25 protein-coding genes and 1 pseudogene are annotated in these 21,553 nt (G+C 66.6%); 9 read left to right on the top strand and 17 right to left on the bottom strand.

What is annotated here, in order from left to right:
• Positions 1–172 precede the first annotated feature (172 nt).
• The 5 genes and pseudogenes from OXM57_04065 to OXM57_04085 all read right to left on the bottom strand — a co-directional run bounded on the left by OXM57_04065 (position 173) and on the right by OXM57_04085 (position 3,218).
• Positions 173–1,021, bottom strand: coding sequence for a transporter substrate-binding domain-containing protein (locus tag OXM57_04065; protein ID MDE0351844.1), 849 nt, complete (start codon positions 1,019–1,021; stop codon positions 173–175).
• 125 nt (positions 1,022–1,146) lie between these two features.
• Positions 1,147–1,962 carry an amino acid ABC transporter permease gene (locus tag OXM57_04070; protein MDE0351845.1) on the bottom strand — a complete coding sequence of 272 codons (816 nt, stop codon included), beginning with the start codon at positions 1,960–1,962 and terminating at the stop codon, positions 1,147–1,149.
• Positions 1,959–2,726, bottom strand: coding sequence for an amino acid ABC transporter ATP-binding protein (locus OXM57_04075; protein MDE0351846.1), 768 nt, complete (start codon positions 2,724–2,726; stop codon positions 1,959–1,961). Before OXM57_04075 ends, OXM57_04070 begins: the two co-directional genes overlap by 4 nt.
• Positions 2,727–2,731: 5 nt before the next feature.
• Positions 2,732–2,989, bottom strand: coding sequence for a hypothetical protein (locus OXM57_04080; protein ID MDE0351847.1), 258 nt, complete (start codon positions 2,987–2,989; stop codon positions 2,732–2,734).
• A 22-nt stretch (positions 2,990–3,011) separates the two neighbouring features.
• Positions 3,012–3,218: pseudogene (locus OXM57_04085) on the bottom strand (glutaredoxin family protein).
• A 169-nt stretch (positions 3,219–3,387) separates the two neighbouring features.
• Between OXM57_04085 and OXM57_04090 the strand changes: the two are divergent.
• Positions 3,388–4,116 (top strand): SDR family oxidoreductase, encoded by a 729-nt coding sequence (locus OXM57_04090; protein MDE0351848.1) that lies wholly within the window; start codon positions 3,388–3,390, stop codon positions 4,114–4,116.
• A gap of 35 nt (positions 4,117–4,151) precedes the next feature.
• Here the strand turns inward: OXM57_04090 and OXM57_04095 are convergent, their stop codons facing one another.
• The 3 genes from OXM57_04095 to OXM57_04105 all read right to left on the bottom strand — a co-directional run bounded on the left by OXM57_04095 (position 4,152) and on the right by OXM57_04105 (position 6,483).
• On the bottom strand, positions 4,152–5,201 hold the full coding sequence (locus OXM57_04095) for an alcohol dehydrogenase catalytic domain-containing protein (protein ID MDE0351849.1): 1,050 nt from the start codon (positions 5,199–5,201) through the stop codon (positions 4,152–4,154).
• Positions 5,202–5,234: 33 nt separating this feature from the next.
• On the bottom strand, positions 5,235–5,906 hold the full coding sequence (locus tag OXM57_04100; protein MDE0351850.1) for an L-2-amino-thiazoline-4-carboxylic acid hydrolase: 672 nt from the start codon (positions 5,904–5,906) through the stop codon (positions 5,235–5,237).
• Between the two features lie 103 nt (positions 5,907–6,009).
• Positions 6,010–6,483 (bottom strand): VOC family protein, encoded by a 474-nt coding sequence (locus OXM57_04105; protein ID MDE0351851.1) that lies wholly within the window; start codon positions 6,481–6,483, stop codon positions 6,010–6,012.
• An 83-nt stretch (positions 6,484–6,566) separates the two neighbouring features.
• Here OXM57_04105 and OXM57_04110 point away from each other — a divergent pair, with 83 nt between their 5' ends.
• From OXM57_04110 to OXM57_04130, 5 genes are read left to right on the top strand one after another with little or no spacing between them, the layout of a single operon-like run.
• Entirely contained in the window at positions 6,567–7,025 is a 459-nt protein-coding gene (locus tag OXM57_04110) for a nuclear transport factor 2 family protein (GenBank protein MDE0351852.1), read from the top strand.
• Between the two features lie 2 nt (positions 7,026–7,027).
• Positions 7,028–8,146: a hypothetical protein gene (locus OXM57_04115; GenBank protein ID MDE0351853.1), complete on the top strand. Its 1,119-nt coding sequence runs from the start codon at positions 7,028–7,030 to the stop codon at positions 8,144–8,146.
• On the top strand, positions 8,139–9,083 hold the full coding sequence (locus OXM57_04120) for a dihydrodipicolinate synthase family protein (protein MDE0351854.1): 945 nt from the start codon (positions 8,139–8,141) through the stop codon (positions 9,081–9,083). Before OXM57_04115 ends, OXM57_04120 begins: the two co-directional genes overlap by 8 nt.
• A complete protein-coding gene (locus tag OXM57_04125; GenBank protein MDE0351855.1) occupies positions 9,080–10,120 on the top strand; it encodes an ornithine cyclodeaminase family protein in 1,041 nt (346 codons plus the stop codon). The genes OXM57_04120 and OXM57_04125 overlap by 4 nt, the downstream gene beginning before the upstream one ends.
• A 60-nt stretch (positions 10,121–10,180) precedes the next feature.
• Positions 10,181–10,429 carry a NifU family protein gene (locus OXM57_04130; protein MDE0351856.1) on the top strand — a complete coding sequence of 83 codons (249 nt, stop codon included), beginning with the start codon at positions 10,181–10,183 and terminating at the stop codon, positions 10,427–10,429.
• 34 nt (positions 10,430–10,463) lie between these two features.
• Here the strand turns inward: OXM57_04130 and OXM57_04135 are convergent, their stop codons facing one another.
• The 6 genes from OXM57_04135 to OXM57_04160 form a co-directional block, all read right to left on the bottom strand.
• Entirely contained in the window at positions 10,464–10,652 is a 189-nt protein-coding gene (locus OXM57_04135; GenBank protein ID MDE0351857.1) for a hypothetical protein, read from the bottom strand.
• A gap of 191 nt (positions 10,653–10,843) precedes the next feature.
• Positions 10,844–11,230 (bottom strand): Rid family hydrolase, encoded by a 387-nt coding sequence (locus OXM57_04140; GenBank protein MDE0351858.1) that lies wholly within the window; start codon positions 11,228–11,230, stop codon positions 10,844–10,846.
• A 50-nt stretch (positions 11,231–11,280) separates the two neighbouring features.
• Positions 11,281–12,147, bottom strand: a complete 867-nt coding sequence (locus tag OXM57_04145) for a TIGR03619 family F420-dependent LLM class oxidoreductase (GenBank protein MDE0351859.1) — start codon at positions 12,145–12,147, stop codon at positions 11,281–11,283.
• A complete protein-coding gene (locus OXM57_04150; GenBank protein ID MDE0351860.1) occupies positions 12,144–12,893 on the bottom strand; it encodes a glucose 1-dehydrogenase in 750 nt (249 codons plus the stop codon). Before OXM57_04150 ends, OXM57_04145 begins: the two co-directional genes overlap by 4 nt.
• A 171-nt stretch (positions 12,894–13,064) precedes the next feature.
• Entirely contained in the window at positions 13,065–13,667 is a 603-nt protein-coding gene (locus tag OXM57_04155; protein MDE0351861.1) for an NTP transferase domain-containing protein, read from the bottom strand.
• On the bottom strand, positions 13,660–14,913 hold the full coding sequence (locus OXM57_04160) for an MFS transporter (GenBank protein MDE0351862.1): 1,254 nt from the start codon (positions 14,911–14,913) through the stop codon (positions 13,660–13,662). Before OXM57_04160 ends, OXM57_04155 begins: the two co-directional genes overlap by 8 nt.
• A gap of 69 nt (positions 14,914–14,982) precedes the next feature.
• On the opposite strand from OXM57_04160, the gene OXM57_04165 reads away from it, so the two are divergent.
• The 3 genes from OXM57_04165 to OXM57_04175 are packed head-to-tail and all read left to right on the top strand — an operon-like array spanning position 14,983 to position 18,093.
• On the top strand, positions 14,983–16,119 hold the full coding sequence (locus OXM57_04165) for an alcohol dehydrogenase catalytic domain-containing protein (protein ID MDE0351863.1): 1,137 nt from the start codon (positions 14,983–14,985) through the stop codon (positions 16,117–16,119).
• A gap of 7 nt (positions 16,120–16,126) precedes the next feature.
• Positions 16,127–17,128 carry a thiamine pyrophosphate-dependent dehydrogenase E1 component subunit alpha gene (locus tag OXM57_04170; GenBank protein ID MDE0351864.1) on the top strand — a complete coding sequence of 334 codons (1,002 nt, stop codon included), beginning with the start codon at positions 16,127–16,129 and terminating at the stop codon, positions 17,126–17,128.
• Positions 17,116–18,093, top strand: a complete 978-nt coding sequence (locus tag OXM57_04175; protein MDE0351865.1) for an alpha-ketoacid dehydrogenase subunit beta — start codon at positions 17,116–17,118, stop codon at positions 18,091–18,093. Before OXM57_04170 ends, OXM57_04175 begins: the two co-directional genes overlap by 13 nt.
• A gap of 103 nt (positions 18,094–18,196) precedes the next feature.
• Here OXM57_04175 and OXM57_04180 read toward each other — a convergent pair whose 3' ends face one another.
• Genes OXM57_04180 through OXM57_04190 form a run of 3 tightly spaced genes read right to left on the bottom strand, consistent with a single transcriptional unit; the run spans position 18,197 to position 21,415 of the window.
• Complete coding sequence (locus OXM57_04180; GenBank protein MDE0351866.1) at positions 18,197–18,685, bottom strand: histidine phosphatase family protein; 489 nt, start codon at positions 18,683–18,685, stop codon at positions 18,197–18,199.
• A 4-nt stretch (positions 18,686–18,689) separates the two neighbouring features.
• Positions 18,690–20,738 carry a polyphosphate kinase 1 gene (gene ppk1 / locus OXM57_04185; protein MDE0351867.1) on the bottom strand — a complete coding sequence of 683 codons (2,049 nt, stop codon included), beginning with the start codon at positions 20,736–20,738 and terminating at the stop codon, positions 18,690–18,692.
• A complete protein-coding gene (locus OXM57_04190; protein MDE0351868.1) occupies positions 20,735–21,415 on the bottom strand; it encodes a TetR/AcrR family transcriptional regulator in 681 nt (226 codons plus the stop codon). The genes ppk1 and OXM57_04190 overlap by 4 nt, the downstream gene beginning before the upstream one ends.
• Positions 21,416–21,553: the final 138 nt, after the last annotated feature.

The raw sequence follows: 21,553 nt of genomic DNA on the forward strand, positions 1-21,553 counted from the left end.
CCATGTGGTTCATTTTCCGCTTTCGGGGCGGGGTGGTGTGCTGGGTGGGGGTTTTTTGGGGGTTGGGGCGCGCCCTCGTTTGGGGGGGTTTTGGGGGCCGCCCCCCGGGGGGGGCCCCGGATCTCTCAGTCGATGGGTCAGGTCGCATGCCGCGACCGGACCCCGAGTCCGTCTAGTTACAGGCGGGGAGACCTTCGGTCGGACCGATGTGCCGCTCGTAGACCTCGTCGAGCGTGCCCCTCGAGATGTAGTAGGCCAGCCAGCCGTTCAGGTATTCGAGCCACACGACCTCACCGCGGGGAAGAGCCCATGCCCCGTATTCCTCGGCGACGAACGGCGCGTTTGGATTCAGCACGCTGGTGCTCGGGTTTTCCGCTACGAACGGGAGGGCGAGGTACTCCTCGATGACGATGGCGTCAGCCCTGCCAGAGGCGACTTCGAGCAACGCGGGCGCCTGATCGAGCTCCACGAGTTCCGCATTCGGGAACCGGGTCTCGGTGAGGCTGGCCGCGGTGGAACCGATCAGGGCGGTCATGGTCACGCCGCTGCTGTTCAACTCGCTCATGTCGTTGATTCCCGAGTCGTTGTTCACCACGACCACCTGGCGGTAAGGAACGTATGGGCATGTGAACCAGAGCTGCTCGAGACGAGCCGGACGACCGACGAGACCCACCGACACCATGTCGAACTGGTTGGCGATCAGGCCCGGGATCATCGCGTCGAACTCGAGGTTGGAAATCTCGAGCGTCACTCCGAGGTCCTCGGCGAGCATGTTCATCAGGTCCACGTCGTATCCGGCGGGGTTCCCTGCGTCATCGATGTACATCTGCGGCGGGAACTGGAGGACCATACCGACGTGGAGGGTCCCACGGTCCTTGATCTGGTCGAGGAGGTTGCCATCCACCGCGGCCTGTGCCGCAGCCGTCGGTCCGCCATCGCCGCCCTCGTCCTCGCTCGCGCAGGCGCCTGCGAGCATTACTAGTGCGAGTAACGGGATTAGCCACTTGATGCGGCTCTTCATACTGTGTCTCCTTCTTGGGACTTGATGTGCTTCCAATTCGAGTGACCGGCCAACCGTGAGACAAGCCACGATCATCCATCCATCTGCGAGTGGTGATGTCCGAGTTGTGAGTCGAACGAGCCATCCTACAATGCCGGAGCAGTCCCGGACGATTTGGACTCACGTTCAGATGCGACAGCCTCCTGGATCATCCTCAGACGTACCCCCCTGCGTCGGGCGAAGGGTGACCTCACTCTGGTGGTGAGGACGTCCACCAGGGCGAACCGCTTCTCGAGATACTTCACTCCGAAATACGCCGCGGTGGTGAGGATGAGGTAGAAGATAACCGCGCCGAGATACACCTCGAAGTAGCGGAATGTCCTGTTGGCCATCACGCTGCTCACCCGGAAAAGCTCGGGTACACCGATTATGAAGACCAGGGACGAGTCCTTGATCATGCCGATGAACATGTTGCCCGTGGGCGGGATGACGATGCGGATGGCCTGCGGCAGCACCACCCGGAAGAAGGTCTGGGGACGACTCATGCCCACCGACAGGGCCGCTTGGGTCTGCCCGTCGGAGACCGCCTGGATGCCGCCGCGGAAGATCTCGCCGAGCCAGGCGGAGTATTGAAGGGTGAGAACGAGGATCCCGGCCTGTATGGCGGAGATCCTGACATCAAACTGGATCGCTATCCCGTAGTACACGAAGACGACGAACACCAGCAGAGGGATAGCCCGGAAGATGTTGATGTAGGCGGCCATGATCGGGGCGACAATCCGATTCTTCGACATGCGCAGGAGAGCAACCCCCAGGCCCAATACGGTCGCCAGCGCGAAAGCCACGATGGCGATGAATACGGTGAGCCTTACTCCGCCCAGGAAGACGTCCCGGTTCTCCCAGATGAACTCAGGCCTGAATCGGGCCTGGGCGAGCACCGGGATCACCAGGAAGGAGTTCATAGGATTGCCTGCAGGAACGCCCGGGTTCGGGGCTCCCGGGCGTGGTCGTACAACTCCCGCCCCCCGGTCTCCACCACCAGGCCCTCGTCCATGAATATGTTCAGGTCGCCGGCTTCCCTGGCGAACCCCATCTCGTGGGTGACCACCACCATCGTCATACCCGACTCAGCCAAGTCACGCATGACGGTCAGTACCTCGCCGACCAACTCCGGGTCGAGCGCCGAGGTGGGCTCGTCGAACAGCATCACCTTGGGTTCCATGACCAGGGAGCGGGCGATCGCCACCCGCTGCTGCTGCCCGCCCGACAGCTGCGACGGGAAGGCGCCCAGCTTGTCGAGCAGGCCCACCCGGTCGAGGTAGGTGGCGGCCTTGTGCTCGGCCTTGTCGCGCTTCATCCCCCGCACCCTCCGGAGGGCCAGGGCCACGTTGTCGAGCGCGGTGACGTGGGGGAACAGGTTGAATTGCTGGAAGACCATTCCGATCTGCTGGCGGAGGAGCCGGGCCTTGCCGCGGGGTAGGTCCTCGCCTTCGATGCCGGGGCCGTATTCCTTGCCGTCGAACCAGACCGAACCGAAGTCCGGGGTCTCCAGGAGGTTGGTGGTTCTGAGCAGCGTTGACTTGCCGGATCCGGAGGGCCCGAAGATGACCACGTGCTGGCCCTGTCCCACCGTCAGGTCGATGCCCCGCAGGACATGGTTGGCATCGAACGACTTGTGGATGTTGCGCAGCCGGACGACCGGCTGGGCGTCCCCGGTCTGGCTCATCCCCGCTACGTGTCCATCGGGGTCCCGCGAACCTCCGCGTGGTGTCCGTGGCGGTTCAGCAGGTTCACGAGAGCGTCCTCGGCGAACCTGAGCCCGTCGTGCATGCCGAGCCGGTAGGCGCTCCGGCCCTTGGCGTCGTTGTAGTCCAGTTCCTGTCGGACCCGCTCGATGAGATGGAGGATCCCCTGTTCCGGGCTCTCCCCGGGTTCGGAGACACGGGCCCTCTGGTCGGCTTGCAGCGAGTTACCGGGTGGATGTGACATGTGCCTTGGATCTCGGAGCTACTCAGGCCACGCCGACGGTGGCGGCGCGATACGCCTCGGTGACAGCGTCCAGTCCTTCGGGGTCGAAGCCCGTGACCGTCCGGTCCTCGTAGATCAGGTAGGGCACGACTAGGTCTCCGGTCAGAGCCAGTAGTTCCTGGCGAGCCTTGTCGCTCTGGCGGATGTTGCGGTCGTCGAACTCGACAGAGTTTGCCTCCAGGTAGTCCCGGACCCGGCAGCACTCCTGTCAGGTCGGGGTTCGTGCGTCGGTGTTGAGGGTGTAGAGGATGGGGTGTTCCATGAGGGTCACTATAGAACAGCAACCTCGCCGCCGCCCGGCCGAGCGTCATCGGGTCGGCCTGTAGGATGCCCACCGTGCATCTCGGGGAGGAACGGGTATGGCCGTAGCTCTGGTTACCGGCGCCGGGTCGGGGATAGGCGCCGCCGCCGCCCGATGTCTGGCGCGCCGCGGTGATCGGGTGGCGTGTGTGGACGTGGACGGGGACCGAGCTGCGGAGGTGGCGGGCGGCATCGAGGGATCGATCGCTCTGGCAGCGGACGTCACGGACGAGGCCCAGTGCGAGACGATGGTGGCCGCCACACTGGACCACTTCGGGGACCTGGACACGGCGGTAGCCTGCGCCGGGATCGAGATGGCCGGGGATTCCCTCGACTTTGACATCGACACCTTCCGCAGGGTGGTGGATGTCAACCTCACCGGCAGCTTCCTGACCGCCCGTGAATCGGCCCGCGCCATGACGGCGCACGGACACGGCGGGGCCATAGTCCTGATCGGCTCGATCAACTCCAAGGTGGTCCTTCCCGGCACCGCCGCCTACGCCTCCTCGAAGGGGGGAGTGCTGCTTCTCGGCCAAGCGCTGGCTGTGGACTTCGCCCGTCGCGGGATCAGGGTCAACACGGTGGGTCCGGGCGTGACCGACACGCCGATGAGTGCTGACAGCCTCGCTAACCCGGAGCGACGCGCCAGGCTCATGTCTCGCACGCCATTGGACCGTCCGGCCCACCCGGACGAGATCGCCGAAGTGGTGGCCTTCCTGACGTCCGGCGCGTCCAGCTTCATGACGGGTGCCTTCGTGCCGGTCGACGGGGGCTGGCTGGCCTTGTAGACGCCGGTTGCCTGTCACCACTGGCCATTGGCCGGCTAACCGATCGCTACGTCCACCACCAGGCGCTTTCCGAGGGTTCCCGAGGCGGCGATCTCCGCCAGCGCGGCCGGTACCTGCTCCAGGGTGATGGTCTCTCCCGTAAGGGCGGTGAGGTCGAGGTTGCCGGTGGCATGCAAGCGGTTTCCGATCACGAAGTCCTGCCGGGTGAATCCGAAGGTGGTGACCAGCGACACCTCCCTCGACAGGAAGTCGCGGAGGAAGCTGTCGAACGTGATCGATGTCCTGCCTTCACAGATGCCCATCAGCAGGACGGTCCCGCCCCGGCGCACCGCTCGCAGCCCCAGGTCCACGCTGTCTATGTGGCCGGCCGCCTCGAACACGATGTCGGCACCGGCCGGGGAGCCGAGGGCCTGGCTGACCTGGTGTGCCGCCTCCTCGGGCTCGACACCGGACACGTTCACCACTCCGTCGGCCCATGGCGCCGCCGCGTCGAGGCGGTCGTCAGATATGTCGACCGCCACCACCGTGGTGGCCCCCATCGCCCGCGCTACCTGGCAGATGGTGAGGCCGATGCTGCCCACTCCGGTTACCACCACCCGATGGCCTCCCCGGACACCGGCTCGCCGGGCGGCATGGACCGAAGCCGGCAGGGCCGATCCCAGCATGACGGCCTCCTCCACGGGAGTCCCGGGCTTGATGGGGAACATGTGGGACTCCGGAACCGCTACGTAGTCCGCGAAGCCGCCATCGATGTTGATTCCTAGGTGACGCATCCACGGGCAGATCATGTCGTCGCCGGTGATGCACCACTCGCAAACGCTGCAGCCCACCACGGCGTCCACCACCACCATGGACCCCTCCCGGGGAGCGGCGTCTGATGTGACCTGTGCGACCTCGCCCACTATCTCGTGGCCGAGAATCCTCGGATACCCATCCGTCGGAAGCATGCCGGACAGCATCTGCGCCTGGAACAGCCCGGCGGCGGAGGCGATGCTACGTACCAGTCCCCAACCCGGCGGTGGCTGCGGGATCGAAGTCTCCTCCAACTCGAGCCGTCCACCCTCGTACATTCCGAGAGCGCGCATCGGTCGATCCCTGGACGTGGCGGTAGGGGGTGTTCAGTCGATGACGCCGGCGGTGTCAAGCTCCCAGATCAGCTCGCTGAACTGGTAACCGCCCGGCACCCAGCGCTTCCTCGAGTACCGGATGTTGGGGTTGTAGGCGAGGGCGATGTGCTCGTCGAGGTCGCAGAAGTTCGAGGAGAACTCCACGTCCGGAGCGTTGTCACGCAGGTAGTCCCCGATGGGGCAGTTGAGGCGCAACACGTATTTGGTCATGTTGCCCTCGTCGTCGTAGTAGCGCTCGGTGTCCAGCTTCGGCGACCACTGGAAGTAGCCCCAGAACTCCTTGAAGAAGTTGTTCAGGTTGAGCCGCTCGCCCTTCCCGCGGGTCTTGGCGGCCATCTCGGCGCCCATCTGGTCGCCCTGGCGCTTGCGGGCCCGGGCCACGGCCGCCCGGCCCTCGTCGTGGCCGAGCTCGACCTCCATAGCGTCGGCGAGTACCGAGAAGATCTTGGTCTTGGCGTGGAACTCGGCCTCGTTGGCATCCCATCCCTGCTGGATGGGGTCGTCGGCCGAGACCTCGCGGTAGCGCTCCATGTAGCGCAACTCGCCCTCGAGGTCGGACTTGAGCTTGGTCTTGGCGAGCCGGTCGCCCGGTGCGTCATCGATGGCGTCGGCCAGTTCCTTCAGTTCGGGCTGGGCGATGTCGACCCGTGCGTACTCGCTCATATCCGTGTTTACCTCCATTTCAGACGGTCATTCCGGGGTTCCGTTGACCACAGCCTACCGCCGGGACCGGACCGCCCGGCCGAGGGCTGCGCCGGCGGATGGTCTACTGCCAGTCGGCGCCGGTCTGGAACAGCTCGAGGATCAGGCCCCCCACCTCACGGGTGTCGAAGTAGGCGAACTTGCCGCCGTCCTCCAGGATTGCCGAGGAGATCACCTCGTAGCCCAGGGCGGTCAGGGCTTCCACATCGCGGTCCAGGTCATCGGTATGGGCACACAGGTGGACCACTCCCTCACCGCGGGTCTTCAGGAACTCCATCTGGATGCCATCGCCCGACACCGGTTGCAGCAGTTCGAACTCGACGTTGCCCATCTGGGTGATCAGGCCCTTGACCTCCACATCGGGACAGTCTTTGCCGTAGATCTTGCGCTCCAGGGCGTGGGCGGACGGACCTTCCACGAAGGGCCCGACTCCGAGCCGCTCGTAGAAGGCGGCGGCCTTCTCGATGTCCCGGACCACCACGCCCACCTGATATGTCCTCGACCAGAGGTCCTCTCGGAGTGCTGGCTTGTCCGTCACCGATCTCTCCTAACCTTGTCGCGATGCAACCCCGTTCTGGGATGGGGGTGCAGTCCAACCGGACCGAGCGAGAGGATAACAGTATGACCCTGGCCGTCGACCCGACTGATCGAGGCGCCATCGTCGACCTGCTGTACGCCTATGCGTGGCATTTCGACCAGAACGAGCCGGAGAAACTGGCCGCGTTGTTCACCTCCGATTCGGTAATCGACTACGGGCCGGAGTTCGAGAACATCATCGGACGCGATGCCATCGTGGCGGCCATCCAGCCGGGGCTGAGCAACCTCTTCTCCTCCTCGGCCCATCACATCACCAACCCCCGGGTCTGGGCCGACGGTGGTGACGAGGCGACAGGCACTTTCTACATCTATGCCTGGCACACGTACCACGACAGGGGTGGCGATGGGGAAATGTGGGGCCAGTACCACTGCAGGTTCCGGCGTACCGAGGAGGGTTGGAGGATCTCCGAGCTCACGCTCAAGGTGATGGGGATGAAGAACTTCCACCGGGACAAGATGCATACCATCGGGCGACGTCCCTGACCATGGCCACGGTCCTGCTGGTCGGGGTGGGGGACCTGGGCGGCTGGGCGCTCGAGTTCCTGGCCCGCAGCCCGGGGGTCGACCGGATCGTCACCACCAAGCGGAGCCCGTGGGGCGCCGCCTCAAGAGTCGATCTAGCCATGCTTGGGTCGGTCTTCCAAGGCCACCACAAGCGCTTCGACCACCACCAGGCGGATCTGGCCGACGAGGAGGATGTGGCGCGGCTGCTCGCGGATGTAAGGCCGGACGTCATCATCCACTCGGCCACGGTCCAGTCGCCCCGGGTGTTCATGAAGGCGGACATCGACGATGGGCTCCGGGCGACCATCCGGGCGGCCACCTTCAGCCTGTGGCTTCCCTGGCACCTGCTGCCCGCCAGCCGCCTGGTCCGGGCGGTGGATCGGGCCGGGATCGAGACGAGCATCGTGAACACCTGCTTCCCCGATGTGGTCAACCAGGCGCTCTGGAATCACTTCGGGCATGGCCCGATCGCCGGTGCCGGCAACGTGGAGGTCAGCGCCGCCACCGTGCTCCGATACGCCATGGAGGCCACCGGCCTGCCCGCCGCGGCTATCGACGTGTCGCTGGTGGGGTCGCACGCCCTCATGGCCTACGGCGCGGCGCGGGTCCCCCATCACTTCCGGATCGAGGTCGAGGGAAGGGATGTGACCGCCCGGTACGACCTGGCCTCCATCCTGTCGTCCTGGCCGTCGAGGATCGACTGGGGGCGGACCGGCTGGTTCTCGCTCTTCGGCGCCTCGGCGGTGAAGAACGCCCTGGCACTGGTCGGTTCGGAACCGGTTCGCACCCACGTCTCGGGTGCGATGGGCCTGCCGGGTGGATACCCGGCCGTCGTCTCAGCCGGCCGGGTGGATCTCGACCTGCCGGCTCCGCTTACCCAAGACGAGGCGGTGACGATCAACAACGAGGCGGCCCGGTTCGACGCCATAGAGCGCGTCGAGAGTGACGGGACTGTGGTTTACACTCGCGAGGCGCTTGGAGCCATGGAGAATCTGGGCTACCGATGCGAGGCGGTGGAGTTCGACGACCTGGCCGACCGGTGCCGGATACTCCAGGACCTGTACCGGCGCTTGGTAATGAGGAGCGAAGACCGTGCCTGAGTTCGTCCGCAAGCCCTTGGAGGGACTGTTCCCGCTGATACCTCTGAGCCTCCACGAGGATCAGGAGATCGACTTCGAAGGCGTTCGCAGGAGCATCGAGTTGGTGGCCGCCTCCGGCGCGCCGGGCTGCATCGTCTTCGGCTCCATGGGGCAGATGACCAGCGTTACGGAGAAGGAGTTCGACGCAGTCTGCGAGATGGCTGTGGCTAAGGGCCATGCCGCCGGCATCGCGGTGGTGGTCGGCAGCACCGCCTCCTACCAGCGGGAGGCGATCCGCCGGGCGCGGGTGGCCGAGCGGGCCGGCGCGGACGGTTCCATGCTGGCTGCGCCCTACGCCCTCCCGGTTACCTCCGAGTGGGCGCTCCGCTTCTTCACCGAGGTGGCCGGGTCACTGGACGGCGAGATGGCGCTCATGCTCTACAACTACTCGCCGCTCACCGGCATGAACCTCACCGCGCAGATGTGGGAGACGCTCCTCGACATCCCGAACATCAAGGCCATAAAGGAGTCCAACACCTTACTGCCCCACTTCGACGAGATCCTGATCACCATCGCCGACCGCATAAACGTGTTCGCCGGCAACGACCCGGCCTTCTTCCACGCCTCCACCCTCGGCGCCGCCGGAGCCACCGGTATCTTCAGCTGGGCCGCACTCCGGGCCGGCACCCGCTTCGTGGACGAGTGCCGCCGCGGTAACCATGACGATCCGTGGGTCAGGAGCGTCTTCGCCGCCCTCCAGCACTTCTCGGCGGCCATCCGGCGGCCCGACATGCCCTCGATGCTCAGCTACGAGCACGGCTATCTCAATGCCATCGCCGGCCTGGGCGGTGCCCGGACGGGTGTTCCCCGCAAGCCCTACGGGCCGCTCCCGGATGCCACCATGGTGGAACTGAAGGCCGCCGCTGCCGCGTTGCAGGATCTGGAGGCCGATCTATGACGTCTGACCGGCGCGGTCCCGGTGAGATCCTGGTGGTGTCGGGGAGGGAGGTCGATAGCCTGCTGTCCCCGGCCCGGTGCCTCGAGCGTTGCCTGGATACCTTCCGGTGGGTCGGAGAGGGCCAGGTCGAGCAGACCAATCCGGTCAACCTCTACATCCACGACCGGCTCGGGCCCGAGCCCCCGTACGGCCACGGCGTGGTACAAGCCTTCCCGGCGCTGATCCGGCCGCTGGGCCGAGCGGCCGTGAAGTGGTTGTCCAGCTTTCGAATGAATCCCAAGCGCGACCTGCCGGCCATCTCGGCCCTCGATCTGGTGACCGACACTGAGACGGGGATGCCGCTGGCCCTGGTAGACGGGACTTCGGTGACGAACGCCCGCACCGGTGGGCACTCCACGGTGGGGGCCATGTACCTGGCCAGGCCGGAGTCGAGCCGGTTGGCGATCATCGGCTGCGGGCACGAGGGCCGAACCCATGCTCTCACGCTCAACGAGGTGTTCCCCCTGGAGGAGGTGGTGGCCTTCGATATCCACGAGGAGCAGGCCAACCGGTTCGCCGGCGAGATCACAGCCAAGACCGGTGTACCCGTCACGGTGGCGCCGGATGTCGAGACAGCGGTCGCTGACGCAGACATCATCTGCGCAGTCACCACCGCTCCGCGTCCGGTGCTCATGGAGGAGTGGGTCCCCCCCGGGGCGCATGTGTGCGCGGCGACCGGGTTCCGTGATGTCGATCCCGGCTGTGCCACCTCCTTCGACAAGTGGGCGGTCGGCTGGTACGGGCGCGACCTGGCCTGGGTGGAGGGCGAGGAGGTGGGCCGGCTCGGGGGTCTCCGGCCCGGCGCTCTCTCCAGAGCCGACATATACGGAGACATAGCCACCGAGATCATGCCGGGGCACAAGCCGGGCCGCGAGGGTGACCGGGAGCGGACCATCATGACGCACATGGGGATGCCCGCGCTCGATGCGGCGGTGGCCTCGCTGGTGTATGACCTGGCTTTGGAGGCCGGCGCCGGCACCTGGATCGAGGTCTTCTAGATGGCCACAGAATCGGTGATCACCGAGCCTGTGATTCCCGGGCAGGGATCCCCGGTCGACATGGAGGCCCTGCGGGAGGCGGTCGAGTTCCTGCGCCCCGCCCTGCACGCCGACGGGGGTGACCTCATCCTGATGGACGTGGACAGCGAAGGGGTCGTGGCGGTCGAGCTCGTGGGCGCCTGCGGCACGTGCCCGCTCTCGGTGGTCACGATGACCGCCGGTATCGAGGCCCTGTTCAAGCAGAGGGTTCCCGGGGTGACCGGGGTGGTAGCCCGAACCCCGACCGTACAGCTACCCGGCTACGACTGAGCCCATCCCGCTACTACCGGGAGACGTTGTGCGGTCAGGTGTCCTGGTTGACCAGGATGCCCTCGATCCGAGCCACCCGCTCGGAGATCTCCTGGACCTTGTCGGCAAGTGCCTGGACCTTGTCGGCGAGCCGATCCCGCCGGTTGAGGATCACCACCGCGAGGGCGACGACCGTGGGACCCACCGCTCCGAATACCGCACTGAATTCTGCCCAGTCAATCACAGTCGCTCCCAACCGGTCTAGCACTAAGGCCGACACCTGTTACCGGTCCTCCCCCATTTCTAGCACGCGCCGTGTAGCCCACATGCTAACAGGAGAGATGGGACGCCGGCCCGCTGTCCGGGACTTGTGGCTGTCTCGGGCAGGACTACTGTCCGGTCGGGATGGTTGCGGCGCCGGGTTCCTCGGCAGGCTCAGGACGCCAGTCGGACCTCGGCATCGATCTGGACCTGGGCGCCCTTCCAGAGGAAGGCCACGCCGTAGCTGATACGAGCCGGATAGGGAACCGGGAAGCGCTCCCCGTAGATCCGGTTCATGGCGTCGAGGTCGTCTTCGTTGACGAACTGGACGTTGGTGTGGACCACGTCGGCCAGCGTCGCTCCCACCTCGGCCAGGATGTTCTCCAGATTGGTGATCGCCTGGTGGAACTCGGCCTCGAAGCCGCCCTCCACGAAGTCGCCGGTAACTGGATCTCGCCCGATCTGGCCGGTTATCCAGGCGGAGTTGCCATGGACACGGATGTGCGGGTATGGACCGCGCGGCTCGGGAGCGTCTTGGCTGGTCACAGCTTGTTCGGACACGGGCATTCCTCCTCGGGGTTGCGAATCTGGTGGCAGGCCGGCGGACCATGTCAGGGGGCGGATCGCCGGAGCAGGCTCAAACCGTCCTGCACCTGGTCGGGCGCCGTCCAGTCCGCCGAAGTCACGACCTCGGTGACCCCTTGCCTCGCCAGTTCGGCCAGTTGCTCGGCCAGCGGCGCCACCGGGCCGGGGGTCTGGACGGCCAGCCGGGTGGGGGCTTCCCGTCCCGCCGCGGCGGCCTCGGTCCGGATGGTCTCGATGCTGTTCCCGATCCGGACCGGGTCGAGTTCGTCCGTGTAGGAGAAGCCCAGCCAGCCGTCGCCTCGGCGAGCAGTACGGCGCAGCACGGGTGGCGAGTCCCCGCCCACCAGGATGGGCGGCTCCCGGAGCGGGGTGGGGTAGCAGCGGATACCTTCGGGGACCTCGTAGTGAGCGTAGCTGTGGGCTGTTGGGGTGCCGGTCCAGCAATCCCTCAGGATGTCGATCCAGTCGTCCATACGGGTTCCCCGGTTCCGGAACGGCGCGTCCAGGGCGGCGAATTCCTCCGCCAGCCATCCCACGCCGACTCCCAGCACGAACCGCCCTCCCGAAATCACGTCGAGGGTCGCAACTTGCTTGGCCAGGATGATGGGGTTCCGCATCGGCGCGATCAGTACGCAGGTGCCCACCTCCACGTGGGAGGTGACCGAGGCCGCGGCGGCCAGGGCGATCAGCGCGTCGAACATGGGGTGGTCGAGATCCCAGCGCATCACCCCGTCAGCGTCGAACGGGTAGGGCGAGGCAGCGCCGGCGACCATGACTACATGGTCGGTGTTCCAGATCGAGTCGAAGCCCATGCGCTCGGCCATCCGGGCTGCGTCGGTGATCGTTACCGGCCGGTCGGCGCCGTAACCGGGCAGGGTGACACCGATCCTCATGTCAGCCAGCCTCCGTCGACCACCAGGACGTGGCCGGTCACGTACGAGGCGTCGGTGGAGGTCAGGTAGTCCACCGCCGCCGCCACGTCGGCGGGCTGTCCCAGACGGCCGAGCGGGATGTGGGTGGTGGTCTGGGCTTGGGAGGCCTCCTCGCCCAGCACCGCCCGGACCAGGTCGGTGTCGACCGTGCCCGGCGCCACCGCGTTGACCCGTACGTTGTGCTCGGCGAGTTCCCGGGCGGCGGCGATGGTGAGGGTGCGGACCGCCCCCTTCGAGGTGTCGTACGGGACCATCGGCATGGTGGAGGCCGAGAACGCCGAAGTCGAGGCCAGGTTGACTATGGATCCGGTACGGCGGGGGATCATCACCCGGGCCGCTGCTTGGATGCCGAAGAAGACGGCCCGGAGGTTGAGGGCCATCAGGCCGTCGAACTCTTCGGGGGTGACCTCGACCAGCGGCTTTATCCATCCGGTGCCGGCGTTGTTGACCATCGTTGCCAGAGGCGCCAGCTCATCGACGCGGGCGACCGCTTCCCCGATGGCGTGGACATCGCACACGTCCAGCTGCAGGGAACGAACGTCGAGACCCTCGTCCCGAAGTTCGGCCGCCGTCTTGTCCGCGCGCCTGATGTCGGCGATGAACACCGTGTCGCCCCGCCGCGCCAGACGCTCAGCGATGCCCCTTCCGATCCCTCGGGCGCCGCCGGTTACCAGGGATGCGCGGGGCGCGCCGTTGTGACGGGGCAAGAAGACGACTCCCGGAGCTGGACAGCAGGGCCGCGGTCATCCTAGACGAGTAGTTCCTAGTTCCTAGTTCCTAGTTGCTAGTTGGTAGTTGAAAGCTGCTAGTAAATGTTGAATAGCACTGATTGCTTACGGCTGACTGCTGACCGCTGCCCACAACCCCTTGGAACCAAATCATCTGATGCCGGGTAACACGTTTTCGGCCAACCAGGCTCCCCGCGGGTGGCGGGCGGCCGCCGCCAGGTCCTGCGGCCGGTCGATGTCGAGCAGGAAGCCCAGGGAGGTGATCACGCGGGGCGGAGGCCCGGCGGGGAGGTGGCGGTGGAAGCTGGCCACTCCGTACTGGAACGGGTGCCGTCCTCGCCCTCCCAGCGCCGAAGTACCCCCGTCGTAGGACGGAGCCAGCACCCGCCTCCCGGATCGCGCCACATCCAAGGCCAGGACCACCTCGTCGGGACTCAGGCATGGAAGGTCGGCATGGAGGACCAGCCAGGGTCTACCGCCGGCCAGCCGGACGGCTTCATCGGCGGCGCCGTCGAGGCCTCCGGCCGGAGGGTCGTTCACCACCCGGTGCCCTTCCGCCAATGCCCACTTCCGGACCTCTATCGCCGAGGTGACGACGTGGGGTTTCACCCCCGCTCTGAGTACGGTCCCGGCGGTCTGCGAGGCCAGCGCGAGGGCCAGCGCCGCTCTCTCGTCCGGGCCATACGACCCCGCCAGGCGCCGGTACGCATCCCGGAACGATCGGATCGGCAGCGCGACGAGGGGTTCATCCATTGGTTTCCGACCTGCCGGACGGTTGCCGCTGTCCCAGCAGCCGCGGGAGGGGACGCTCGTCTATCGGAACGTGGACGGCCGCCGCCGCCAGGTTGACGGCGATGGCGATCCACCACATCAGGTCGTAGGCGCCGGTGCGGTCGTAGATGAACCCACCCAGCCAAACCCCGATGAAGCTTCCCACCTGATGGGACAGGAACACGATGCCGAACAGGGTGGCGAGGTAGCGCACGCCGAACACCTGCTCGACGATTCCCGAGGTCAGGGGCACCGTAGCCAGCCACAGCACGCCCAGCGCGGCGGCGAAGAGATAGATGGTGAGACCCGTCTTGGGCGCCAGCAGCATCCCCAGCGTGACCGCCGACCTCAGGGCATAGAGGGCTGCCAGACCATTCTTCTTGGACCATCGCTGGCCGTAGATGCCGCTTCCGAAAGAGCCCAGGATGTTGAACATGCCGATCAGGCCGATCGAGACGGCACCCACCACGGCGGCAAAGCCCAGGTCCTGGACGAAGGCCGGGAAGTGAACGGTGATGAACGCGATGTGGAAGCCGCAGGCGAAGAATCCGGTGGTCAGGAGCAGGTAGCCCCTGTGCCGGCGGGCCTCCACCAGCGCCTCACGGATCGTCTGGTCGGTAGCCGCCTCGCCCTTGGCGGTGGTGGTGTTGGGAACCAGGAAGGCCAGCGGGACCATGATCAGGCTGATGGCCGCCAACAGGAGCAGGGCCTGGTTCCATCCGAACGAGCTGATGAACCCCTGGCCGACCGGCGAGAACAGCACCTGGCCGAACGATCCCGCCGCGGTGCCCAGGCCAAGGGCCAGCGACCGCCGGTCCGGTCCGACGGCCCTGGCGATGGTCACCATGGCCAGCGAGAAGGCGGTGAGCGCCACTCCCACCCCGACTATCAGCCCGGCCGTGAGGTGGAGGATGAGGGTGTCCTGCGCCTGCGCCATCCCCCAGACGCCCACCGAGTAGACGACAGCACCACCGGCCAGCACGTATCGTGGGCCGTAGCGGTCGGCTAGGGCGCCGGCGAAGGGCAGACCGACGCCCCACAGGAGGTTCTGGATGGCCAGTGCCAGGGCGAAGGTCTCGCGGCTCCAGTCTTGGGCCAGGGTCATCGGCGTCAGGAACAGGCCGAAGATGGAGCGTATGCCGTATCCGATCATCCCGATGAGACATCCGGCGGCTATGACGACTGCGGCCGACTTCCACCAGGGGGAGGCAGGGTTAGCACGGGTCACGGAAGTCTCCGATCCTGGAGGAAGGGGAGGTCGGATCATCCAATGCTAGGCCGGAGCGGGAGGGCGCAGATGCGGGCCGCTGTCTACCACGGTGCTCGGGACATCCGGATCGAGAGACTTCCGGTGCCCATCCCCGGCCCGGGAGAACTGCTCTTGGAGGTCCGCTCGTCCGGAGTCTGTGGTACCGACGCCCTGGAATGGGACCGCGGGCCCATCCTGACGCCCGTGGACGAACCCCATCCGGTGTCGGGGCATCGGGGTCCGACCATCCTGGGTCACGAGTTCGGTGGCCGGGTCGTGGACCTCGGACCGGAGGTGGAGGGTTTCGGGGCGGGCGACCTGGTGGCCTGCGTGGCCGGGATTTCCTGCGGCGCCTGTGCGGCGTGCATGGCCGGGACCAGCAACTTCTGCGACACGTACTTCACGCTCGGCATTGACGGGCACGGTGGTCTTGCCCGGTACGTGGCCGCCGGTTCGGCAGCTTGTCTGGAGGTGGGACGGCTCGGTCTCGACGACGACGGGGCTGCTCTCGTCCAGCCCATGTCGGTGGCGCTTCATGCCGTCCGGCAGGGGAGACTCCGGCCCGGCGAAACGGCGGTGGTCCTGGGCGTGGGTGGGGTCGGAGCGTTCCTGGCCTACGCCGCCGCGCAGCTGGGCGCCGACGTGCTGGCCGTCGACTTCGATCCGGCCCGGCTCGCCGTGGCGGAGGCTCTCGGAGTATCAGCCGTGCTGCGGGCGGTTCCCGACTCGTCACCGGTGCCCGGAGTGCTGGAGCACACCGGCAGTCCGGTGTCGGTGGTCTACGAGGTAACCGGCGCTCCAGCGGCGCTGGCCTCCGCCCTGGACATGGTGCGACCCAGGGGCCGCGTGGTCCGGGTCGGGCTCGGCGCCCACCCGGTGACCATCGACATGCGCCGGATCACCCTCCGCGAGATCCGGCTGGTGGGCACCCGAGCCCAGGTCTTCGAGACCGACTTCGCCGACGCCGCCTCCCTCATCGCCTCCCGGCCTCAGGGCTGGTCCGATGTGGCGCCCATCGCCCTTCCTCTCGAGCAGTTGGTCACCGACGGCCTCCTGCCGATGGCAGAGGGCCGGCCGGAGCGCATCAAGACCCTGATCGATCCGTGGGCGACCGCCATCCGGCCGGCGAGCGGCGCCCGCTTGGGTAGTATCGACCGGTTGTCTCAGCGATCTTGGAGCGGGTGATGGCAGAATGAACGTCGCAGTCGGTGCCGGTCCTGACCTGGACATCCGCCTCCGTATCTACCGGATGATGCTCGAGGCGCGCCGCTTCGAGGAGCGCGCCCACCAGCTGTTCCTGGAGGGCCTCGTAAAGGGGACTACCCACCTGGGCATCGGACAGGAGGCGGTAGCCGCCGGGTTTGCTGCCGCCATGCGCGCCGATGATCTCACCTTCTGCACCTACCGCGGTCACAACCACACCCTGCTCCGCGGCGCCCCGCCCGGTCGGCTGATGTCGGAACTGCTCGGTAGGTCGGAGGGTGTGTGCGGCGGCAAGGGCGGCTCGATGCACCTCACTTGGGCGCCGACCGGGGCGATGGGGTCTTATGCCATTGTGGGCGCCCATCTACCGATCGCCGTTGGCGCCGCCTGGGCCGCCGTGGAGCGGGGTACCGGGCAGGTAGCGGCGTGCTTCTTCGGCGACGGCGCCACCAACATCGGGGCCTTCCACGAGGCGCTCAACCTGGCGGTGGTGTGGGATCTGCCTGTGGTGTTCGTGTGCGAGAACAACCTGTACATGGAGTACACGCCGATCGGGTCGGTCACCGCCGTGGAACGTCCCGCCGCCGACCGGGCGGCCGCCTACGGGCTGGAGGGCCTGCTGGTGGATGGCAACGACCCGGACGCGATGTACGAGACGGCTTCGGATGTTCTGGCCCGAGCCCGCGACGGAGGGGGGCCCAGCCTTGTCGAAGCGGTCACCTACCGTCACGGTGGCCATTCCAGGGCCGATCCGGGTACGTACCGGCCGGACGAAGAGGTCCGGCAATGGCTGGACCGGGACCCCATACCGATGTACCGGGCCAGGCTGGCCGAGGCCGGAGCGCCGGAGGAGCAGTTGGAAGGAGTCGATCAGTCGGTCGAGTCGTGGGTCGAGGCCGCCGTGGAGGAGGCCAAGGCCGCGCCCGAGCCATCGACTGACTCCATTGCCACCGAGGTATGGGCGGATGGAGGATCGCAATGGCGGAACTGATCACCTATCGCGAAGCGGTAGCCAGGGCTCTGGCGCAGGAGATGGAACGCGATGACACCGTATACCTGATCGGGGAGGATGTCGCGGCCGCCGGCGGGGTCTTCAAGACCACGCCCGGCCTGCTGGAGCGCTTCGGCGAGCGGCGGGTCCGAGACACCCCCATCTCGGAGGAGGCGATCGTCGGCGCGGTGATGGGCGCCGCCATGAACGGTCTCCGGCCGGTGGCCGAGATCATGTTCTCGGACTTCCTGGCAACCTGCTGGGACCTGGTGGCCAACCAGATCGCCAAGACCAGATACATGACCGACGGCCAGGTCGCTCTGCCGCTGGTCATCCGGACCGCCAACGGAGGCGGGGTGCGGTTCGGCGCCCAGCACTCCCAGAGCCTGGAGAACTGGGCCATGTCCGTACCGGGCCTCAAGGTGGTGGCGCCCTCCACCCCGAGCGACGTGATAGCCCTTATGGCCGCCTCGGTCCGGGACCCCGATCCGGTGATCTTCTTCGAGCACAAGGGTCTGTTCGCCAGCCGGGGAGAAGTGCCGGACGGTGAGCTGGTCGGGCGGTTGGGCGAGGCATCGGTGGTGCGGTCCGGCCCGGACGCCACCATCCTGGCGCTGGCGGCCATGGTTCCCAAGGCCCTGCAGGCGGCCGACGAACTGTCGGCCGGAGGGATCGAAGCGACCGTGGTCGACCTGCGCTGCCTGGTGCCCCTGGACACCCGGACCATCCTCTCTACGGTGGCCGATACCGGGCGGGTGTTCACGGTCGAGGAGAACCCGCGGCTGTGCGGATGGGGCGCCGAGGTGGTGTCGATCATCGCCGAGGAGGCCTTCTACGATCTCGATTCGCCGGTGGTACGGATCACCACGGACCACATACCCCTGCCGGCTTCCGACATCCTGGAGGATGCCACCATTCCATCCGTGGCCCGGATAGTGGACACGGTGACACGTTCGCTCGACTGACCACTTCCCCCACAATTGGCACGCGGGTTCGGTTCTCTAAGGCCATCCGCTACCGCCGCCACGCTCGAAGCCGAGATGTCGTCCGGCTGTGGTGGCGGAAGCCTCAATCCAGCAGTAGGCGGGGCCTGATCAGCAACTCCAGCCGGGCCGTGCCATGGTCCAGCTGGGACCAGGAGACATAGCGGGAACGCATGTAGGCCAGCGTGGCGGTGGTTACCCGGATCTGGTGTCCGGTCAGGTACTCCAGCACACCGGACATGGTGGGCTCGTGCCCGACCACCATGAGCCGTTCCACTCCGGTGACCTCCTGAACCAGTTGGAGGACATCCCCCGGGCCGGCGCCATAGAGCTTTGGAACAACTTCGATGGTGCTGTTCCATCCTCCAGCTTCGGCGGCCAGTTCGGCCGTGGTTCGAGTGCGCACGGCCGGCGAGGCGAGCACCAACTCGGGCGTGAGCCGGTAGCGGGCGACGAACTCGCCGACGGCTCGGGCCGACCGGACCCCTCGCTTGTTGAGAGGGCGGTTCTGATCGGCGCCGTAGCGTGCCGTCCAGTCCGACTTGGCATGTCGGAGCAGCATCAGGTCTGGCATCGGATCACCGGCTCCGAGCGGTGCGGGATCGCTCCAGGGCCAGGTCCATGAGCGCTTGGTGGAGATCGAGACCTCGCTTCTGGCCCCGTGGCTCGTAGGTGCCGTCCGGTTGGAGTACCCACGACAGGTGGTCGTCCGCCCGGCACAGGTCGAGGATCTCCTCGAGCCGGTGCTGGGCCTCCGGATCCTCTACCGGGAACAGGGCTTCGACCCTCCGATCGAGGTTGCGGGGCATCAGGTCGGCCGAGCCGATGTAGTACAGGAACCCGCGTTCCGGGCGTCCGAGCCTGAGGATGCGAGAGTGTTCGAGGAACCGGCCCACGATGGACCGCACGGTGATGTTCTCGCTCAGCCCGGAGACTCCGGGCCGCAGGCTGCACACCCCCCGGACGATCAGGTCGATCCGGGTCCCCGCCTGGGAGGCCTCGTAGAGGGCGTTGATCATCCGTTCGTCCACGAGGCCGTTGAGTTTGGCCACGATGTGCCCATCTCCGTACTCGGACTCGCGGCGGACGAGCTCGAGGAAGTGATCGCGGAGTTCGGTAGGCGCCACCACCAGCTTCCGGTAGGACTTCTGCTTGCTATAGCCGGTCATGTGGTTGAAGAGGTCGCTGACATCGGCCCCGATCTGCGGATCCTTGGTGAACAGGCCCACATCCTCGTACATCCGGGCGGTCTTCTCGTTGTAGTTTCCGGTGGATGTGTGGACGTAGCGGGCCAGGCGGCCCTCCTCCTGGCGAACCACCAGGCAGAGCTTGGCGTGGGTCTTGAGCCCCACCAGCCCGTAGACCACATGCACGCCCGCTTCTTCCAGAGCCAGGGCCCGCTCGATGTTGCGCTCCTCGTCGAAGCGGGCCTTCAGTTCCACCAGCGCCACCACCTGCTTGCCCAAATCGGCGGCGGTGATCAGCGAGCGGACGATGGAACTGTCCGACGAAGTGCGGTACAGCGTCTGCTTGATACCCAGCACTTGGGGGTCACGGGCGGCTTCGCGCACGAATTCAGCAGTCGAGGCGGCGAACGACTCGTAGGGGTGATGGACGATCAGGTCTCTCTCGCTGATGAGGTCGAAGAAGGAACGCTCGGCGGAGAGACCGGCCGGCACTACCGGCGGGAACGGTTTCCAGCGGAGTTCTGGCCGGTCCAGATCGGCCAGAGTCGTCAGCGATCCGAGGTCCAGCAGGCCGGCAATGCGATAGACATGGCGGTCCTTGATCTCCAGTTCCCGCATGAGGAGGTCCAGCACGTCGGGGTCGATGTCCCGCTCCACCTCCAACCGCATCACCTGGCCGCGACGCCTGCGGCCGATCTCGGACCTCAGCGCGGCCAGAAGGTCGTTGGTCTCGAACTCGGCCAGCTCGTAGTCGGTGTTCCGGGTGAGCCGGAAGGGATGGCACTTGGAAACATGCATGCCCGGGAACAACTCATCGATGTAGGCGGAGATCAGCTGTTCGAGCGGAACGAACCCGCGCTGGCCAGGAAGCTCGATCAACCGCGGCAGGATGGGCGGGACCTTCACCCGGGCGAAGCGTTGCTCCCCGGTCTCGGTCTCCTTGACCATGACCGCCAGGTTCATGGACAGGTTCGATATGTACGGGAAGGGATGGGCCGGATCGACTGCCAGCGGGGTCAGAACCGGATACACCTGGTCGTGAAACACTCGATGGAGGAACGCCCGGTCGGTCTCGTCCAGCGCATCCCACAGCAGGATATGGATGCCTAGGCGGTCCAACGCGGGCTGCAGCTCGGCGCGGAATACCCGGCTCTGTTGCTCGCATATCTCGGCGACCACCGAGCGGATCCGGTCCAGCAGCTCCGGCGCCGACATGCCCGCTCTATGCAATCCCTCGAAGCCGGCGTCCACCTTCTCCTCGAGCTCGGCCACCCGCACCTGGTAGATCTCGTCGATCAGCTCGCTCACGATCGCTATGTATCTGACCCGCTCCAGCAGGGGGGTGCGCTCGCGCTCGGCCTGGGCCAGCACCCGCCGGACGAACTCGAGCTGGGAGAGTTCGCGGACGAGGAAAGGATGATCGGAGCCGGCGCCGGTCACCCTCGCAACTCCCTCAGCTCTGCCCGCGGTGGGCCCGCCGCCACTTCCCGGACCGGTCGGCGGGCCTCACGATCGGCCAATCCGTTGAACATGAGGTCGGTCATCGCTCCGGCAACGGTCGGCAGTGCTGTCCCGGGGTCGTCGGCATCGATCAGCGCCTGCGCGGCGGACATGATCATGTCGTTGAGAAAGCGACCGGCGAGACCCGGCGGGAGCCTCTTCAGTTCACCCGCCTCCACACCGGCCCGGTACGTGTCCACGAACTCCCGCGCCAGCGACTGGTGGGCTATGGCCACCCTCTGCCGAGCGGCTTCTGAGAGCTTGTGCACCTCCCGGTGAAGCAACCGGCCCAGGGTGGGCTCGGTGGCCAGGAACTCGAGGGTGACCACCACCAGGTGTTGCAAGCGCTCCACAGGCGTGTGGTCGGTGGGAATCCGGGATATCAGGTTGCGGATCGTCGGTGGCAGGGTCTCTTCCACAAGAGAGGCCAGCAGGTCGTCCTTGTCCGTGAAGTAGTCATAGAGGGTGGTGCGGCCCATTCCCACACCGGCGGCGATGTCTCCGAACGACGTGTCCTCGTAGCCCCAGGTGGCGAATAGCTCCTGGGCCTTGTCGAGGATCAGGGCGCGGGTGATCACCTTGTGCTCGGCGATGCTGGCGGCTCTGATCCGGGGCATGGGCGAGAGGTTACCCCTAGTGGCCTGTCTGTGAAACAGCTTCGTGTGTTCTGGCGGTCATCGGCGTCCCGTCGCTGCGTTCTGCTTCCTCAACGTACCCTGCGGGTACGCCTTCGTCAGCGGGCCTTGCGAGGAACA

The sequence above is a fragment of the bacterium genome (assembly GCA_028820935.1).
In the GTDB taxonomy this organism is placed as follows: domain Bacteria; phylum Actinomycetota; class Acidimicrobiia; order Spongiisociales; family Spongiisociaceae; genus Spongiisocius.

Bases quoted from the DNA above. Each gene is read 5' to 3' on its own strand.
- OXM57_04065 (MDE0351844.1), bottom strand. From the start codon at position 1,021: ATGAAGAGCCGCATCAAGTGGCTAATCCCGTTACTCGCACTAGTAATG.
- OXM57_04070 (MDE0351845.1), bottom strand. From the start codon at position 1,962: ATGAACTCCTTCCTGGTGATCCCGGTGCTCGCCCAGGCCCGATTCAGG.
- OXM57_04075 (MDE0351846.1), bottom strand. From the start codon at position 2,726: ATGAGCCAGACCGGGGACGCCCAGCCGGTCGTCCGGCTGCGCAACATC.
- OXM57_04080 (MDE0351847.1), bottom strand. From the start codon at position 2,989: ATGTCACATCCACCCGGTAACTCGCTGCAAGCCGACCAGAGGGCCCGT.
- OXM57_04090 (MDE0351848.1), top strand. From the start codon at position 3,388: ATGGCCGTAGCTCTGGTTACCGGCGCCGGGTCGGGGATAGGCGCCGCC.
- OXM57_04095 (MDE0351849.1), bottom strand. From the start codon at position 5,201: ATGCGCGCTCTCGGAATGTACGAGGGTGGACGGCTCGAGTTGGAGGAG.
- OXM57_04100 (MDE0351850.1), bottom strand. From the start codon at position 5,906: ATGAGCGAGTACGCACGGGTCGACATCGCCCAGCCCGAACTGAAGGAA.
- OXM57_04110 (MDE0351852.1), top strand. From the start codon at position 6,567: ATGACCCTGGCCGTCGACCCGACTGATCGAGGCGCCATCGTCGACCTG.
- OXM57_04115 (MDE0351853.1), top strand. From the start codon at position 7,028: ATGGCCACGGTCCTGCTGGTCGGGGTGGGGGACCTGGGCGGCTGGGCG.
- OXM57_04125 (MDE0351855.1), top strand. From the start codon at position 9,080: ATGACGTCTGACCGGCGCGGTCCCGGTGAGATCCTGGTGGTGTCGGGG.
- OXM57_04130 (MDE0351856.1), top strand. From the start codon at position 10,181: ATGGAGGCCCTGCGGGAGGCGGTCGAGTTCCTGCGCCCCGCCCTGCAC.
- OXM57_04145 (MDE0351859.1), bottom strand. From the start codon at position 12,147: ATGAGGATCGGTGTCACCCTGCCCGGTTACGGCGCCGACCGGCCGGTA.
- OXM57_04155 (MDE0351861.1), bottom strand. From the start codon at position 13,667: ATGGATGAACCCCTCGTCGCGCTGCCGATCCGATCGTTCCGGGATGCG.
- OXM57_04165 (MDE0351863.1), top strand. From the start codon at position 14,983: ATGCGGGCCGCTGTCTACCACGGTGCTCGGGACATCCGGATCGAGAGA.
- OXM57_04170 (MDE0351864.1), top strand. From the start codon at position 16,127: ATGAACGTCGCAGTCGGTGCCGGTCCTGACCTGGACATCCGCCTCCGT.
- OXM57_04175 (MDE0351865.1), top strand. From the start codon at position 17,116: ATGGCGGAACTGATCACCTATCGCGAAGCGGTAGCCAGGGCTCTGGCG.
- OXM57_04180 (MDE0351866.1), bottom strand. From the start codon at position 18,685: ATGCCAGACCTGATGCTGCTCCGACATGCCAAGTCGGACTGGACGGCA.
- OXM57_04190 (MDE0351868.1), bottom strand. From the start codon at position 21,415: ATGCCCCGGATCAGAGCCGCCAGCATCGCCGAGCACAAGGTGATCACC.